Source organism: Rahnella sp. BIGb0603 (assembly GCF_024808755.1).
GTDB classification, from domain to species: Bacteria; Pseudomonadota; Gammaproteobacteria; order Enterobacterales; family Enterobacteriaceae; genus Rahnella; species Rahnella contaminans.
The window spans coordinates 83,376-97,531 of record NZ_JANUEX010000003.1; the positions used below are offsets into that span (position 1 = coordinate 83,376).

Sequence of the window (14,156 nt, forward strand, 5' to 3'; positions counted from 1 at the left end):
TTTCAGGATTTAAAATATGACTCTGTTAATTGCTGTAACGGCATGCCCTACAGGGGTTGCGCACACTTATATGGCGGCGGAAGCATTATTGACTGCTGCGCAGAAAAAGGGGTGGTCAATTAAAGTAGAAACCCAGGGAGCCAGTGGCGTGGAGAATGAATTAAATTCTTCTGATATTGAAAATGCAGATATGGTTATATTGACTAATGATGTCAGCATTAAAAATGAAAACCGTTTTACGCATAAAAAAATAGTCCGCGTAGGTTCCAATACGGCCGTGCGGCACGCGGATAAGATCATGGTAAAAATCGCTGAGAATCTCGGTATTGTTTGAGCGCTCAGGCGCGTTTCCCACCGTAAAGCAGAGCGTTATCTGGCCTGATGCCTCCGAACGCTGAACTTCTGTGAGTCGTGTCGTAAAGCTTGAGTAAAACACAATAACGTTATGTTAATGATTATGTAATAGTGAGGAGTTACCCGGCAGATGCAGGATTTGAGACGCCATGAGCGCATTTATTCAATCGATACTCAGTGAATTCAGCAGCATTTACGCGAATGCCAGTTCGGTATTCGTCGCGAACGGCCGTGCTGAACCGCCGGGAATGGCATATCGCCTGCATTTGCCTCGCCTCGAACTTACGGTGAAAGGGGTAATGAACATGTTGGTGGCCAAAGGCTCTGACAAAATTATTAAATTTGAACAGCCAGTGGGGACCATGACGTATATTCCGGCCAATGGCTGGAATCTTCCTGACTGGTCAACTCCGGTGATTTCATTGTCACTGGTATTCTCACGGCAGGATATTGGTTTTAGCATCATTAATTGGGATGGACATCAGTTCAAAGAGGTCGAGAAATTTGCCTTACAAAATGCCAGTGTGAATATTCGCGAACCTATTCTTCAGCTCATCGAAGAACTTGCCTGGGAGCAGGATTCCACGACGGAAACCTTTTCTCATCTGGTGCTGGCGCTGGTCAATAATATTTATGACCAGCTTAATCATTCGCCTTCTGCAACGCCCAATTCTTCACTGATAGAAGATATTAAACGGTATATCGACAATAATTATGACAGTGGCGTTAATCGGGATTCTGTCGCCGCATTCTTTAATATCTCTCCCAGCTATCTTTCACGGCTCTTTGCAAAATCCTCAGACTGTAAATTTAGTGCATATCTTACGCAGACACGTATCGCTAAATCCAGGCTGTTACTGACGAATACCACGCTGAAGATACGGGAAATTTCTGTGAAAAGCGGGTTCACGGACAACAATTATTTCTGTAAGGTTTTTAAAGAAATCAACGAGTGCACGCCTCTTGAATACAGAAAAATCAACCGCAATCACTCATTCACGAATAAACCTTAAATAAGGAGGCGATATGTCGTTAAAAACAGGAACCTCAAAAATTAATATCCTCGCGATCACCGCCTGCACTACTGGCGTCGCGCATACCTACATGGCCGCAGAAAAGCTCGAAAAGCTTGCCAGGGAGTATGATTTTGGCGTCAAGATTGAAACACAGGGAGTATTGGGGATTAAAAATAAATTGTCCGAAAAGGACATTGAAACCACCGATCTTGTCATTATCGCCGCCGATATTGTCATTGATAACCCTGACCGGTTTACCGGCTGCCGGGTGATCAACGTCAGGATCAGTTCACTGCTCATGAACCCTAACCAAGTGTTGATCACAATTAAAAAAATACTGCATTACCCGAAAGGCAAAACCATTGATATCTGATCTGGGATGCGGTTCTTCCATGATGCCGCACCCTGAAACGGGAAGCTCACTTCCCGCATTCGTCCGCTGTCTTATTTCCCCGGCAACAATCTGCCGCTCATCAGCAACAACAGCGTTTTCACGATAAGCCCGGCCAGCAGAAGATTGGCGAGCGAAAATAAAATCCACGACAATATCTGCATATCGATGACTTGCCGGCTGTGCGCCAGCCGTAAAGAGGCGTTTGCCATAGCCGAAAGACCGAACGAAAAGGCCCACATCGACGGGCTGAATCCGCCGGCAAAAAACCATCGCACAAGCCGGAGCATAAAAAAGAGTTGCAGCAAACCGTAGCCGAGCAACAGCAGGGCGAACATATCAAAATGATTGCCGTTCACGCACAGCCACGCATAACAGGCGACAAATGCTGGTGCGAGCTGGACGCCAATCACGCCGCGCGCCGGGCCGGAAAGTTCTTTCTGCGTGCGCAAACGGTGGATGATCGCCGGTTCAAGCGTCAGCCATGAAATCAGCCCTGCGCCGAGAAACAGCGCGCCGATATCCTGATGTCCGGCCGTGCCGAAGGCCATGGCGCAGATAAAGTTGGCGGCAACCGTTGGCAGATAAAAACCGGGGGTGGTGGCTTCTGAAGCAAATTCGCCGCGCCAGAGCGGGGCGCAGCGCCAGGCGGAAAATATCAGTTGCCCGGTGGCACCGGCGGTCATCAGCGTGTTCGCCAGCAGCAGGTTGTACGGATGCAAGCCTGTCGAAACCAGCACGCCGCCCGCGGGCAGTAAGCTGATGAAACTGAACTGGTTATTATTGAGAAACTCTTCGCGCACGGCTTTCGGTTCGGCCAGGCAGCGACCGACGTAAATCACCGTCAGCGTCAGCCAGATAGAACTTCCGGCAAAAATGAGCATTTCACCCAGCCAGGCAGGCCCCAGTCCCAGCGTGGCGGCATAGCGCCAGGCGCTGCCCAGCCCGAAAACCCCCAGAACCATCCCGAAAAAACTGACGGGAACCCGATGAACAAACTGCGAAAATGACATAGCGATTAACCGGAAGTGAAATGACCGGCAAAGTTTATACGCAAAAAAAGCCCTCAGCGATAACCCCGGTCAATGTTCCGCTGTAAATCAAAACGCAGGCCAAACGAGGCGCATTTTTAGGAAACCATGAGTAGATAACCGAAAGCGTTGGGGAATAGAATCGCCGCGTTGTCTTACTCTTTCCACGAAGGTTCAGAATGAAAAAACTCTTATTCATCATCATGGTAACAGCGCTTTCGGGCTGTGTGAATCATCATCACGAACCGCAAAGACGTCAGACCGGAATGGCGAATCCGGCGGCGGTTTATTGCCATGAAAGAGGCGGCAGATCGGTGAATATTGAAACGCAGCAGGGCGTCAGGACAGATTGTGTATTTCCTGATGGCAGACACATCGACGAATGGGAGCTGTACCGCCACGACCACCGCTAGGGCAGGATTCTTAGCTCCGCGAAAGGCTTTCCCTGAAAGAGGAAAGCCTTTTTTATGGATGCGTTGTAAGCGTTCACTAACTGATAGGGAAACATCCTTCCGGCCAGTGCGTTAGCGGTGCCCGGAAGGATATCACCCATGCGGATATACCGCGCCGGAAAGAGAAGAGACAGCGTCTCCGCGACTGCGCCCATTTCATCCGTCATTTTCAGAATGAATACGGCTGTACTCCTGGTTTCTGACGCGGGCAGAACGAACAGATGAGTGCCCGCGCGAGTTTCTGAATATTTCTTAACTGACGGTGGTTTTTTCGAAACCAGTCAGCAGCGCAGATCGGCTCTCCATTTTTGTCATCTGACCGCCATACACGTCGATGGCGCTTTTCAGCCGCATCGCCTGATAGTTCAGCGTTTCAGCCGATTCAGAAGATTGTGCCACCATCCCGGCATTGTCTTGTGTCATGGTTTCAATCTGCGCCAGCGACGTATTAATCAGTGAAAGCGCCGATGTCTGCTCGCGGGTGGCGTGACTGATTTCTTTAATCAGCCCCGACATCTGCACCACTTCACCGATAATTTCGCTGATCTGTTGACCGGCGCTTTCTACCATCTGACCGCCGGTTTCAACGCTGTGCATATTCGCTTCGATCAGTGCTTTGATTTCTTTGGCAGCGGTAGCAGAACGTTGCGCCAGCACGCGTACTTCCGCGGCGACCACGGCAAATCCGCGGCCTTCGGTTCCGGCGCGGGCGGCTTCCACGGCGGCATTGAGCGCCAGAATGTTGGTCTGGAAGGCAATGCCGTCAATCACGGAAATAATGTCCACGACTTTGCTGCTGGCCTGCGAAATTGACTGCATCATGCCGATAGTGTCCTGCATGATTTCGCCGCCTTTCTTCGCCACGGATGCGGCGCTGTCCGCCAGTTTGCTGGCCTGAATCACGGTGTCGGCGCTTTGCCCGACGGCACCGGCAATCTCTTCTATCGCCGCAGCGGTTTGCTGAAGATTGGCCGCCGTTTCTTCGGTACGTGCGCTGAGCGCCGTGCTGTTTTTTGACATCAGATTGCTGATATTTGAAATCCCGCCGACCTGCGCCCCGACATCTTCCACCAGAGAATGCAGATTCAGGCCAAACTGATTCACTGAACGCATCAGCAAACCAATTTCATCGACGCGGTTAAAATGCACGGAATCGGCTTTTTTCCCCGAGACTACCTGCTGCGCCTGACCCAGAATCGTTTTTATCGGATTGCGGATTTGTGTTTGCAAAAAGAGATCGGCGAGCAGTAACAGGACCATAGTTGAAATAGCTACCCATGTCTGACTGGTCCCCGTCAGCGGAAATAACAGCGGGAAAATGCCCGCGATAAATAACGGTAAACGTAAACGCCAGCCTACCGGCAGTTTTTGTAATACCGAAACGAGTGAAAATACACCGGTGCGCACCACCAGACCTTTATAAAACTTCCGGCTTCCGGCATTTTTATCTTTAACTAATTTGTATAATTCTTCTGCGGTTTTAATTTCGTGCTCTGTGGGTTTATTGCGCACGGAAATATATCCCGTCAGTTTATCCTGATGATGTACCGGCGTGACGTTGGCGCGAACCCAATAGTGGTCGCCATTTTTACGGCGGTTCTTCACCAGCCCCGTCCAGCTGTCGCCCTGTTGCAGGGTAAACCACATGTCGGCAAAGGCTTCGACTGGCATGTCCGGATGTCGGACTAAATTGTGGGGTTTGAAGATCAGTTCGTCTTCGGAGAATCCGCTGACATTGATAAACGCGGAGTTCGCATAAATAATCCGGCTGTTGACATCCGTCGTGGACATTAATGTGGTGTCGGGATCTAAATCATATTCCCGTTGTGTCACTGGCATGTTTACGCGCATGAGGAACCTCTGTGTTATTAAATAATATTTAATAACGTTGTTATATTGTTGATTTGCTGTGTTATGACCTGGTTATAACGTCCAAATGATTGTTAGCACACTCCATGACGAAACTACTATGCAATGATTCATTGTTACTGACCAGAAATATTTAAATTACAAAACCAGGTTGGTGGCGTGAGATAATATTAAAGGTTAATTTTATTGTTGAATTAATATAAATGTAATTTTTATGTGGAATGAAAGTTTTAATGTTGATAAAGATAAAAAACTGTATTAAGGCAAATTTCATGCAGGAGGGAGCGGTAATATAACTTAGCAATTCTGAATAACGATTGCGCGCAATAAAAGTACGATTTCAGGGGCGTTTTTCATTCAAGCACAACTGAATGATCCGGCAAATACTGGGCAAATTCTGAAAATGCGCAAGGCGGGCAAATCCGCATCCTCTGACCAGCGATGGGGGCCTTATTTGACGTTTAACCCAATCGTTCTGAATGTGATACTTTAAATTAACAATGTGCCCGCGGGTCAGGCCCGCCGCACTGAATTCAGATCAGCACAGAGGGTTTATGGCGGTCATTTCCGAGCAGATTATTAAACAAGCCAAACAGTTACGCCGTGAACTCCACACCCGGCCAGAGCTGGGTCTGAATGAACATCATACTTCGCGAAAAATCAGTGAACTGCTGCTGTCTTTCGGCCTGGACGTCCACACCGGACTCGCCGGAACAGGTATTGTCGCGACCCTGCGCAACGGCGACGGGCCTTCAATCGGCCTGCGCGCGGATATCGATGCGCTGCCGATTCAGGAACTCAATGATTTCGAACACGTCTCGCAAAATCCCGGCCTGATGCATGCCTGTGGCCACGATGGCCATACGGCGACGTTACTCGGCGCGGCGCGACATCTCAGTGAAAACCGCCATTTTCGTGGCACGGTACATTTCATTTTCCAGCCGGCGGAAGAGAATGCCGGGGGCGGCCAGATGATGGTTAATGAAGGGCTGTTTGAACATTTTCCGATGCAGGAAGTGTACGCGCTGCATAACTGGCCCGGCCTGCCGGTCGGTGAAGTGGCGGTCAGCCAGGGCGCGATGATGGCGTCGCAGGATAATTTTCACATCACGCTCACCGGCAAAGGCTGCCATGCGGCGATGCCGGAACTGGGTGCGGATCCGGTGGTGGCCGGCGCGCAGCTGATTTTGTCGCTGCAAAGTCTGATTTCACGTCGCTTGTCGCCGCTGGAACAAACGGTGATCAGCCTGACGCAATTACAGGCGGGCGAGGCAATCAACGTGATCCCGGAAACGCTGCACATGTCCGGCACGCTGCGCTGCCAGAGCAATGAAACGCGCATGACCTGCTGGCGGTTGATTGAAGAATACGTCAAGTCCGTGCCGCTGCCGTTTGGTGTTACAGGCGAAGTTCGCTGGGAGTTCGGTTATCCGGTCACGAAAAACCATCCGGCGCAGGCCGAAAATGTGCGCGAAGCCGCAGAGCACTCGCCGGGCGTAACAAAAGTGCATTTCAATAATCCGCCCTCGATGGCGGCAGAAGATTTTGCGTATTTGCTTGAGCGATGTCCCGGGGCTTATTTCTGGCTGGGTGCCGACGGCGCAGAACCTTCCGCGTCGCTGCACAATGCCCGTTTCGATTTTAATGATGATCTCATTCCTCTGGGCATCGGCATCTGGGTAACTCTGGTGGAAAGACAGCTGAAAGATGCAGACGCTTAAACGGCGGACGACGGACTGATAAACGTCCGACACAAAAAAGCCAGGCACATAAGTTGCCTGGCTTTTTTTGTGTTTACTCCGGGCGATCAGATCCCCAGCGCTTTTTTCACCGTGCTTTCTGCCGGTTGACCGTCGCGGGTGGTCACGCCGTTCAGCCAGCCGGTCAGCAGTTCCGGATGTTTCGCCAGTTCGGCGCGGGCGGCGTCTTCCGGGCTTTGCTTGTCATCGAGCACGCGGGTGATGATGGCGTTTTCCAGCGGTACGTTAAATTTCAGCTGCGTGAAGAAACGGTTGAGATTCGGGCACTGTCCGGCAAAACCTTTGCGCGTCACGGTGTTCACCGTCGCACTGCCATAGTTCGCACCAAACCATTTATCGCCACCGCTCAGATACGTCAGCTTAAAGCGCGTGTTCATGGCATGCGGTTCCCAGCCGAGAAACACAATCCATTGCTTGCGATCCACTGCCCGCGTTACCTGCGCCAGCATGCCGCTTTCGCTCGACTCCACCAGATTCCAGTTTTGCAAACCAAAATCATGCTGGTCGATCATCTTCTTAATGTTCTGATTTGCCGGTGCGCCCGGCGCGATGCCGTAGATCTTGTGATCAAACTTATCCGCGTATTTCTCCAGATCGGCGAAATCCTTCACGCCCGCTTTTGCCACGTAATCCGGTACGGCCAGCGTAAATTTGGCCGCCGGTAAATTAGCGCCGATGACGCTGATGTCATCGGTGAATTTCGCGATAACCGGTGCCTGTGCGGGCATCCAGTTACCTAAAAACACATCCAGCTGGCCGGTTTTCAATCCCTGAAATGCCAGCGCGACGGAAAGGTTTTGCACTTTTTGCTGATAACCCAGCGCGTTCAGCACCACGCCGGACACGGCGTTGGTCGCCGCAATATCCGTCCAGCCGGGGTCGGACTGATTAACGGTGACACATCGGGCGTCGTCAGCGGCGAAACTGCTCTGCGGCAGCAGGCTGGCACTGGCCAGAAGCATCAGCGTGGTGAGTCTTTTTATCATCATCTTATTCCCCGGTCGGGTGTTTATTAGGGCGCGGGTAACGGGCAAAAGCTTCCTGCTCGTCCAGCGTCTGGTGGTTACGGATAAAACGGTGCGAAGCGGCCTGATGCGGCTGGAAATCCCATTGCGGAATGGCATCCCGCCCGGCGATTTCGGTCAGATACAGCCGTTTTAACTGGCTGGCGCGAACCTGTTTATTCAGGGTATTTAAATCCCAGCGGGCGGCGATTTCGGCCGCAAACGCCGCGACGGTATCGCTATGTTCGGCCAGCGCTGCGAGGTTTTTCAGCTCAAACGGATCCTGCTCAAGCTGGTACAAATGTGGCGCTTCAGTCAGCGAATGAATGTATTTCCACGGCCCGCGGCGGATCATCACCATCGGCTCAATCGCGCCTTCCGCCAGATATTCAGCGCAGGCTTCGTCCGGCCCCGGCTGGCCGTTAAGATGTGGCACCAGACTGTGGCCGTCGAGCGGTGCAACCGGGTGCTCAAGGCGTTCCGCGCCGCCCGCCAGTTCGGTGAACGTCGGCAGTAAATCCACCAGAGAGACGTTGCCGCCGACGCGGCGGGGCGCAAAGCGTTTCGGATTATGGACAATCAGCGGTACGCGCACGGCACCTTCGAAGAAGGTCATTTTGTACCATAGCCCGCGTTCACCCAGCATTTCGCCGTGGTCGGCAATCACAAATACCACAGTGTTTTCTGCCTGACCGGTTTCTTCAAGCGTGCGGACCACTTCACCAAAACAGTCATCCACGTAGGCAATTGAGCCGTAATAGGCGTGACGGGCGCGGCGGATTTGTTCGTCGCTGAGCAAACCGTCTTCGAGCTGATACATGGCGCGCAGGCGCTGCGAGTGCGCGTCGTCTTCCACATCGCCCGCGCCGGTTTTCGGCAGGTCGATATCTTCCGCGTTGAAGCGGTCGAGATAACGGCGCGGAATGGCAAACGGATCATGCGGATGCGTCAGTGAAAGCAGGAGCAGAAACGGCTTATCGTCCGGTTTCCGTGCTGCGTCGTACAACCGCTGGCGCGCCATAAACAGCGCTTCATCATCGAAATCCAGCTGGTTAGTACGTACACACTCACCGGCTTCCAGCACTGAACTCATGTTGTGGAACCAGTCCAGACGGCGTTCCGGGTTTGCCCAGTCCGGCGTCCAGCCAAAATCTGCCGGATAAATATCGGTGGTCAGGCGCTCGTCAAAACCGTGCAACTGATCCGGGCCGCAAAAATGCATCTTGCCGGAAAGCCAGGTCTGGTAACCCTGTTCGCGCAGGTAATGGCAGAAGGTCGGCGAGTCGGCGCGAAATTCAGCGGCGTTGTCGTAGACACCGTTGTTTGACAAAAACTGGCCGGTCATCAGCGCCGCACGGGAAGGGGCGCACAGCGGGCTGTTGCAGTAGGCGGATTCAAAGACCACGCCTTCGTCGGCCAGTTTGTCGATATTGGGCGTCAGGCTGACATTATTTCCGTAGGTGCGTAATGCCCCGGCGGTTAACTGATCGGCCATGAGAATAACGATATTCGGTTTATTTATAAGCATAGTTAGCCTGAAAGAAAAATTAATTAGCAAATCGTGATATTTTTATCGCATGCCTTTTTAATTCTGTGAAGAGGTTATTAAATTATCATGGCATAAGGTGGGTTTATGGCAGGAAAATTAGAATTGCCTCCGTTGCAGGTTTTAGTGGTATTTGAAGCGGCCGCGCGACACGGTAATTTTACCGCAGCGGGAAATGAGCTCGGACTTTCGCAACCGGCGGTCAGTCAGCGTATTCAGATGCTGGAAAATCTGCTCAACGGACCGCTGTTTGAACGGCGTCACCGGGGCGTGCAACTGACCGAATCGGGCAGTGCGCTTTACCAGATTGTCCGCGCCAGCCTGAGCGACATCAGCGAGCAGATAGAACGCACGCGATATCAGCGCAGTACGCTGCGGATTGACACCGATATGGGCTTCGCCACCTACTGGCTGATGCCGCGGATGAACGCGATTCAGGCACTGATCCCGGGTGTGGAAGTGCAGGTGTCGACTTCGCCGAATGACTATAATTTTCGTGATAACAACGCCCATCTGGCGATCTATTTTGGCAACGGTAACTGGCCGGGGACGCATGCGCAAAAGCTGTTTCCCGAGGATGTTATTCCTGTCTGTAATCAGGTGGTTATGGATAAACTTGGCGATAATCCGCTGCCGGAAAAACTGATGAATTTCCCGCTGCTGAAGCTGCCGGAAACCCGTCCGCAGCGCTGGCTGACGTGGGAAGACTGGTTCCATTCGCAGGGCTTGCCTGCACAGCATCACGCCGGATCGCGCACCTTTAATGCGTACTCGCTGGTGATCCAGGCCGCGGTCGAAGGACAGGGGATTGCGCTCGGCTGGCGGCCGCTGATTTCGGCGCTGCTGGAAAGCCGTCAGTTGTTCGTTTGCGGGCCGGAAGTGCGCACAGAACGGGGCTATTATCTCATCTCTTCCGGCAGTAAACCGGCGTCCGTACAGCAGGAAAAAGTGACCCGCTGGCTGTTAAATGAAGCATGGAATTTTCATCATCATTCCGCCCCTGTTTCCCGGCAGAAATAGAGTGTATTTCACAAATGGTCATAAGCTAATGCGAAATAACTCTATATAGAATCCCAAAAGACATCACTTATTTTATTATTTTGAGTTAGCGTGTCAGGATAATTAACAGAGTGCGAAACCATTATGACGCAATCCATCATCGAGTTACGTCGTGTTTTTAAAAGTTATTCTCCCTCTACCGGAAAGAAACTGTTTTCCCGCGAGGAGAATAAACCGCCGGTCAATGCGCTGGACGATATTAGTTTGCAAATAACAGCCGGTGAGATTTTTGTTATTGTCGGGCTTTCCGGCTCGGGGAAATCGACGCTGCTGCGCACGCTCAATTTTCTCATTCAGCCGGGTTCCGGCGATGTCCTGTTTCAGGGGCAGGCGCTGGGCAGCCTGAATGCCCGCGAAATGATTGAACTGCGCCGCAGCCAGATTGGCATGGTTTTTCAGTCGTTTGCGCTGTTTGACGAACGCACCGTGCTCGATAACGTGGCGTTCGGGCTGGAAGTGTCGGGCGTCAGCCGTGACGAACGGCACAAACGGGCGCACGCGATGCTGGAAAAGGTCGGGCTGGCGCACGTTGCCGCGCAGTATCCGCATCAGCTTTCCGGCGGCATGCAGCAGCGCGTCGGGCTGGCGCGGGCGCTGGTGGTGAACCCTGCGGTGTTGCTGATGGATGAGGCGTTCTCGGCGCTGGATCCGATTATCCGCCGTGATATGCAGTCATTGCTGCTGGTGCTTCAGGCAGAACAACAGCGCACGGTGGTTTTCGTTACCCACGATATGGAAGAAGCGCTGCGTCTGGGGACGCGCATTGCGATTATGGAAGAGGGCAAACTGGTGCAGGTCGGAACGCCGGAAAACATCATTAACGCTCCGGCGTCGCCTTACGTCCGACACTTCTTCTCCGGCGTGGATACCTCGCGCTGGCAGCTGGCAGAATCTTTCGCCGATGTCTGGCAGCCGACTCTTTAAGTCTTTTATGCAGAGAACGTTATGGCCTATCCCTTAGATTTTAGCCGTCAGATCGACAGCGCCATTCACGCACTGCTGGTGCATGCCGGTGGTTTTTTTGATGGCCTTTCGGCTGGCATCGACGCCGTTGCCGGCGGCCTCGAAACCCTGACCGGCTGGCTCTCGCCGTGGGGGTTGGTGTTTCTGGCCGTCGCGATTGGCTTCTGGCGTATTGGCAAAGGCTTCGCGCTGTTTGCATTGCTCGCCACGCTTTACATCGTTTACAGCGGCTACAGCGATCACGCGTCCATCACGCTGGCGCTGACGCTTTCCTCGACATTTTTCAGCCTGCTGTTTGGCATTCCGCTGGGGATCTGGAGCGCACGCCGCGCCACCGTCGGCAGTGTCGTGCGCACGCTGATGGACTTCATGCAGACCATGCCCGCATTTGTTTATCTGATCCCCGCGACCATTTTGTTTGGCCTCGGGCGTCCGCCGGGCATTTTTGCCACCATCTTATTTTCCATGCCGCCGGTGGTGCGCCTCACGGATCTGGGGATCCGCCAGGTGAGTCAGGCGCGTATCGAAGCCGGGCTGGCGTTTGGCTGTACGCCGTGGCAGTTGCTGTGGAAAGTGCAGCTACCTGCCGCGCAACCGGCAATTATGGCGGGCGTGAACCAGACGATTATGATGGCAATGTCGATGGTGATTATCGCCTCGATGGTCGGAGCCGGTGGTCTGGGAAATGATATTCTCAGCAGTATTCAGCAGCTGGATATCGGACTCGGGTTACAAAGTGGAATTGTGGTGGTGCTGATGGCGATTTTGCTGGACCGGCTGTCGGCCAGTTTTGCCCGTAAACAGGGCGGCAGGGCGTAAAATAGGCCAGACGTGTGACAGCGTCTGACCTTCTGATTTCATCAATAAGACTTACACGCGGAAATGCCCGACGGCGAGTGCCAGACCGGTGGCCTGTTCCTGCAAGGCTGACGCCGCGCCGGTAGATTCCTGAACCATCGCCGCATTCTGCTGCACCATGCCATCAAGCTGGGTAATCGCCTTGTTGATTTCATGAATGCTCAGCATCTGTTCTTCGGACGCGTGGGTGATTTCCATCATCACGCTGCTGACGTTCGAGACGTTACTGACGATTTCACTCATGCTGTCGCTGGCCAGCCGCACCTGCGCGGAACCCGACGCCACGCTGCTCACCGTCGATTCAATCAGCACTTTAATTTCTTTTGCTGCCTGCGCGCTGCGCTGTGCCAGACTGCGCACTTCGCTGGCGACCACGGCAAATCCACGCCCCTGTTCCCCTGCACGCGCGGCTTCAACCGCGGCGTTCAGCGCCAGAATGTTGGTCTGGAACGCAATGCCGTCGATGACACCAGTGATATCGCCGATTTTTGACGACGCGCTTTCAATCGTTTCCATCGTCGTAATGACTTTCGTCACCACTTCGTCGCCACGTGTGGCGGCTTCTGAGGCGGATTTCGCCGTCGCGCTGGCCTGTTTAGCGGAACTGGCAGACTGAGAAACCGTAGCGGTGATCTGCTCCAGCGACGCGGCGGTTTGTTGCAGGCTGGCTGCCGCGGATTCGGTACGGCCCGACAAATCGTTATTCCCGGCGGCAATTTCGTCGGCGGCAATTTTAACGGATTCGCTGGTGGTGCGGATTTCGGACATCACCTTGCTGAGTTTATCCACGAACGTATTGAACGCATGGGCGATTTGCGTCACCTCGTCGTGGCCGTCGGTCGGTAAGCGCTGGGTCAGATCGTCCTCACCGGAGCTGATGGCGTTAAGCGTATCGCGCACCACCGACAAACGGCGGAACGATCGGGTGATGATCAGGCCAATCACGGCGGCCGAAATCAGCACGATCACAATCAGCGTAATCACCGAAGAGGTCAGCAGCGAACGCATACCCGCCGTTGACTCCCTCTTGTCCTGCAATACAAGCGTGTACCATTCGGTGCCCGCGACCGGCAGAGCCCGAACGCGCTTTGTTGCGCCATTCAGCTGAATATCCACCGGCGTTTTCGCTGCGAATAAATCCTGCAAATTCACGCCTTCCGCCAGCGAGCTGAACGGTTTCAGGGCCAGCTTATCGTCCGGGTGCGCGATGATGACACCGGACTTATCCACCAGCATCCCGAAACTGCCGGGCGTCGGATGGAGGGTATTGACGTTATTCACCACGCTGTCCATCGAGACATCACCGGCGACAATGGCTTTCAGCGTGCCGCCGTCCATCACGGGTACGGCGAATGTGACCACTAACTTACCGGTGCCGGCATCAATATACGGCGGCGTGGCGACCGGATGCCCGGCTTCGGCTGCCTGCCTGTACCACGGGCGGCCGGTCGGATCGTAATCGGACGGCACGCCGGTCGGATCGGAGAATTTTGCGGTTTTATTTGCATAACCGACGTAGACGTTAGTAAACCCGCCCGCGCTGGCAATTTGTTTAAGTACCGGAACCGGATCTTCCGTTAACGCAACTGACTGAAGTGAAACAATCATCCCTGTTTTTGAACTGACCCAATCGCTGATCCCTTGCGTGTGGCTGGAGGTCAGGGCGTTCAGCGTGGTATCTGTCGCCTGACTGTTGTATTTAGCTGCAACGGTGTAACTGAGGAAGGTATTGATCACCAGCGAGCAGGCCACAATGGCGATGCAGGCTGTAATAATGCGCGAACGGATGGTCTTTAACATGGGCGTTTCCCTGGAAGGAATCTTAAGATTTAGATAACGGCAGAAAGGCGAAA

The 14,156-nt window shown here is 53.3% G+C and carries 13 protein-coding genes; 8 read left to right on the top strand and 5 right to left on the bottom strand.

Going from position 1 to position 14,156, the window contains the following annotated elements; all coding sequences use genetic code 11:
- Positions 1-16: 16 nt before the first annotated feature.
- From M2403_RS08750 to M2403_RS08760, 3 genes are all read left to right on the top strand, one after another.
- A complete protein-coding gene (locus tag M2403_RS08750; RefSeq protein ID WP_152324629.1) occupies positions 17-334 on the top strand; it encodes a PTS fructose-like transporter subunit IIB in 318 nt (105 codons plus the stop codon).
- Between the two features lie 169 nt (positions 335-503).
- Complete coding sequence (locus tag M2403_RS08755; protein ID WP_165058562.1) at positions 504-1,367, top strand: AraC family transcriptional regulator; 864 nt, start codon at positions 504-506, stop codon at positions 1,365-1,367.
- Positions 1,368-1,380: 13 nt separating this feature from the next.
- Positions 1,381-1,743: a PTS fructose transporter subunit IIB gene (locus M2403_RS08760; RefSeq protein ID WP_152324627.1), complete on the top strand. Its 363-nt coding sequence runs from the start codon at positions 1,381-1,383 to the stop codon at positions 1,741-1,743.
- Positions 1,744-1,814: 71 nt separating this feature from the next.
- Here the strand turns inward: M2403_RS08760 and tehA are convergent, their stop codons facing one another.
- Complete coding sequence (gene tehA, locus M2403_RS08765; RefSeq protein WP_259228945.1) at positions 1,815-2,774, bottom strand: dicarboxylate transporter/tellurite-resistance protein TehA; 960 nt, start codon at positions 2,772-2,774, stop codon at positions 1,815-1,817.
- 197 nt (positions 2,775-2,971) lie between these two features.
- Between tehA and M2403_RS08770 the strand changes: the two genes are divergently transcribed.
- Positions 2,972-3,205 carry a DUF333 domain-containing protein gene (locus M2403_RS08770; RefSeq protein ID WP_152324625.1) on the top strand — a complete coding sequence of 78 codons (234 nt, stop codon included), beginning with the start codon at positions 2,972-2,974 and terminating at the stop codon, positions 3,203-3,205.
- 291 nt (positions 3,206-3,496) lie between these two features.
- Here M2403_RS08770 and M2403_RS08775 read toward each other — a convergent pair whose 3' ends face one another.
- The gene (locus M2403_RS08775) at positions 3,497-5,095 is read right to left on the bottom strand and encodes a PAS domain-containing methyl-accepting chemotaxis protein (protein ID WP_259228946.1); all 1,599 of its coding nucleotides are present in this window, start codon (positions 5,093-5,095) and stop codon (positions 3,497-3,499) included.
- A gap of 572 nt (positions 5,096-5,667) precedes the next feature.
- Here M2403_RS08775 and M2403_RS08780 point away from each other — a divergent pair.
- A complete protein-coding gene (locus M2403_RS08780; protein WP_165058556.1) occupies positions 5,668-6,834 on the top strand; it encodes a M20 aminoacylase family protein in 1,167 nt (388 codons plus the stop codon).
- Between the two features lie 86 nt (positions 6,835-6,920).
- Here the strand turns inward: M2403_RS08780 and choX are convergent, their stop codons facing one another.
- On the bottom strand, positions 6,921-7,862 hold the full coding sequence (gene choX, locus M2403_RS08785) for a choline ABC transporter substrate-binding protein (RefSeq protein WP_259228947.1): 942 nt from the start codon (positions 7,860-7,862) through the stop codon (positions 6,921-6,923).
- A 1-nt stretch (position 7,863) separates the two neighbouring features.
- On the bottom strand, positions 7,864-9,405 hold the full coding sequence (gene betC, locus M2403_RS08790) for a choline-sulfatase (protein ID WP_259228948.1): 1,542 nt from the start codon (positions 9,403-9,405) through the stop codon (positions 7,864-7,866).
- 105 nt (positions 9,406-9,510) lie between these two features.
- On the opposite strand from betC, the gene M2403_RS08795 reads away from it, so the two are divergent.
- The 3 genes from M2403_RS08795 to M2403_RS08805 all read left to right on the top strand — a co-directional run bounded on the left by M2403_RS08795 (position 9,511) and on the right by M2403_RS08805 (position 12,264).
- On the top strand, positions 9,511-10,443 hold the full coding sequence (locus tag M2403_RS08795; protein ID WP_259228949.1) for a LysR substrate-binding domain-containing protein: 933 nt from the start codon (positions 9,511-9,513) through the stop codon (positions 10,441-10,443).
- 123 nt (positions 10,444-10,566) lie between these two features.
- Positions 10,567-11,406: an ATP-binding cassette domain-containing protein gene (locus M2403_RS08800; protein ID WP_152324619.1), complete on the top strand. Its 840-nt coding sequence runs from the start codon at positions 10,567-10,569 to the stop codon at positions 11,404-11,406.
- Between the two features lie 21 nt (positions 11,407-11,427).
- Positions 11,428-12,264 carry a proline/glycine betaine ABC transporter permease gene (locus tag M2403_RS08805; RefSeq protein WP_165058550.1) on the top strand — a complete coding sequence of 279 codons (837 nt, stop codon included), beginning with the start codon at positions 11,428-11,430 and terminating at the stop codon, positions 12,262-12,264.
- Between the two features lie 51 nt (positions 12,265-12,315).
- On the opposite strand, the gene M2403_RS08810 is transcribed toward M2403_RS08805, so the two are convergent.
- On the bottom strand, positions 12,316-14,103 hold the full coding sequence (locus M2403_RS08810; protein WP_259228950.1) for a methyl-accepting chemotaxis protein: 1,788 nt from the start codon (positions 14,101-14,103) through the stop codon (positions 12,316-12,318).
- Positions 14,104-14,156: the final 53 nt, after the last annotated feature.

Bases quoted from the DNA above. Each gene is read 5' to 3' on its own strand.
- M2403_RS08750 (WP_152324629.1), top strand. From the start codon at position 17: ATGACTCTGTTAATTGCTGTAACGGCATGCCCTACAGGGGTTGCGCAC.
- M2403_RS08755 (WP_165058562.1), top strand. From the start codon at position 504: ATGAGCGCATTTATTCAATCGATACTCAGTGAATTCAGCAGCATTTAC.
- M2403_RS08760 (WP_152324627.1), top strand. From the start codon at position 1,381: ATGTCGTTAAAAACAGGAACCTCAAAAATTAATATCCTCGCGATCACC.
- tehA (WP_259228945.1), bottom strand. From the start codon at position 2,774: ATGTCATTTTCGCAGTTTGTTCATCGGGTTCCCGTCAGTTTTTTCGGG.
- M2403_RS08770 (WP_152324625.1), top strand. From the start codon at position 2,972: ATGAAAAAACTCTTATTCATCATCATGGTAACAGCGCTTTCGGGCTGT.
- M2403_RS08775 (WP_259228946.1), bottom strand. From the start codon at position 5,095: ATGCGCGTAAACATGCCAGTGACACAACGGGAATATGATTTAGATCCC.
- M2403_RS08780 (WP_165058556.1), top strand. From the start codon at position 5,668: ATGGCGGTCATTTCCGAGCAGATTATTAAACAAGCCAAACAGTTACGC.
- choX (WP_259228947.1), bottom strand. From the start codon at position 7,862: ATGATGATAAAAAGACTCACCACGCTGATGCTTCTGGCCAGTGCCAGC.
- betC (WP_259228948.1), bottom strand. From the start codon at position 9,405: ATGCTTATAAATAAACCGAATATCGTTATTCTCATGGCCGATCAGTTA.
- M2403_RS08795 (WP_259228949.1), top strand. From the start codon at position 9,511: ATGGCAGGAAAATTAGAATTGCCTCCGTTGCAGGTTTTAGTGGTATTT.
- M2403_RS08800 (WP_152324619.1), top strand. From the start codon at position 10,567: ATGACGCAATCCATCATCGAGTTACGTCGTGTTTTTAAAAGTTATTCT.
- M2403_RS08805 (WP_165058550.1), top strand. From the start codon at position 11,428: ATGGCCTATCCCTTAGATTTTAGCCGTCAGATCGACAGCGCCATTCAC.
- M2403_RS08810 (WP_259228950.1), bottom strand. From the start codon at position 14,103: ATGTTAAAGACCATCCGTTCGCGCATTATTACAGCCTGCATCGCCATT.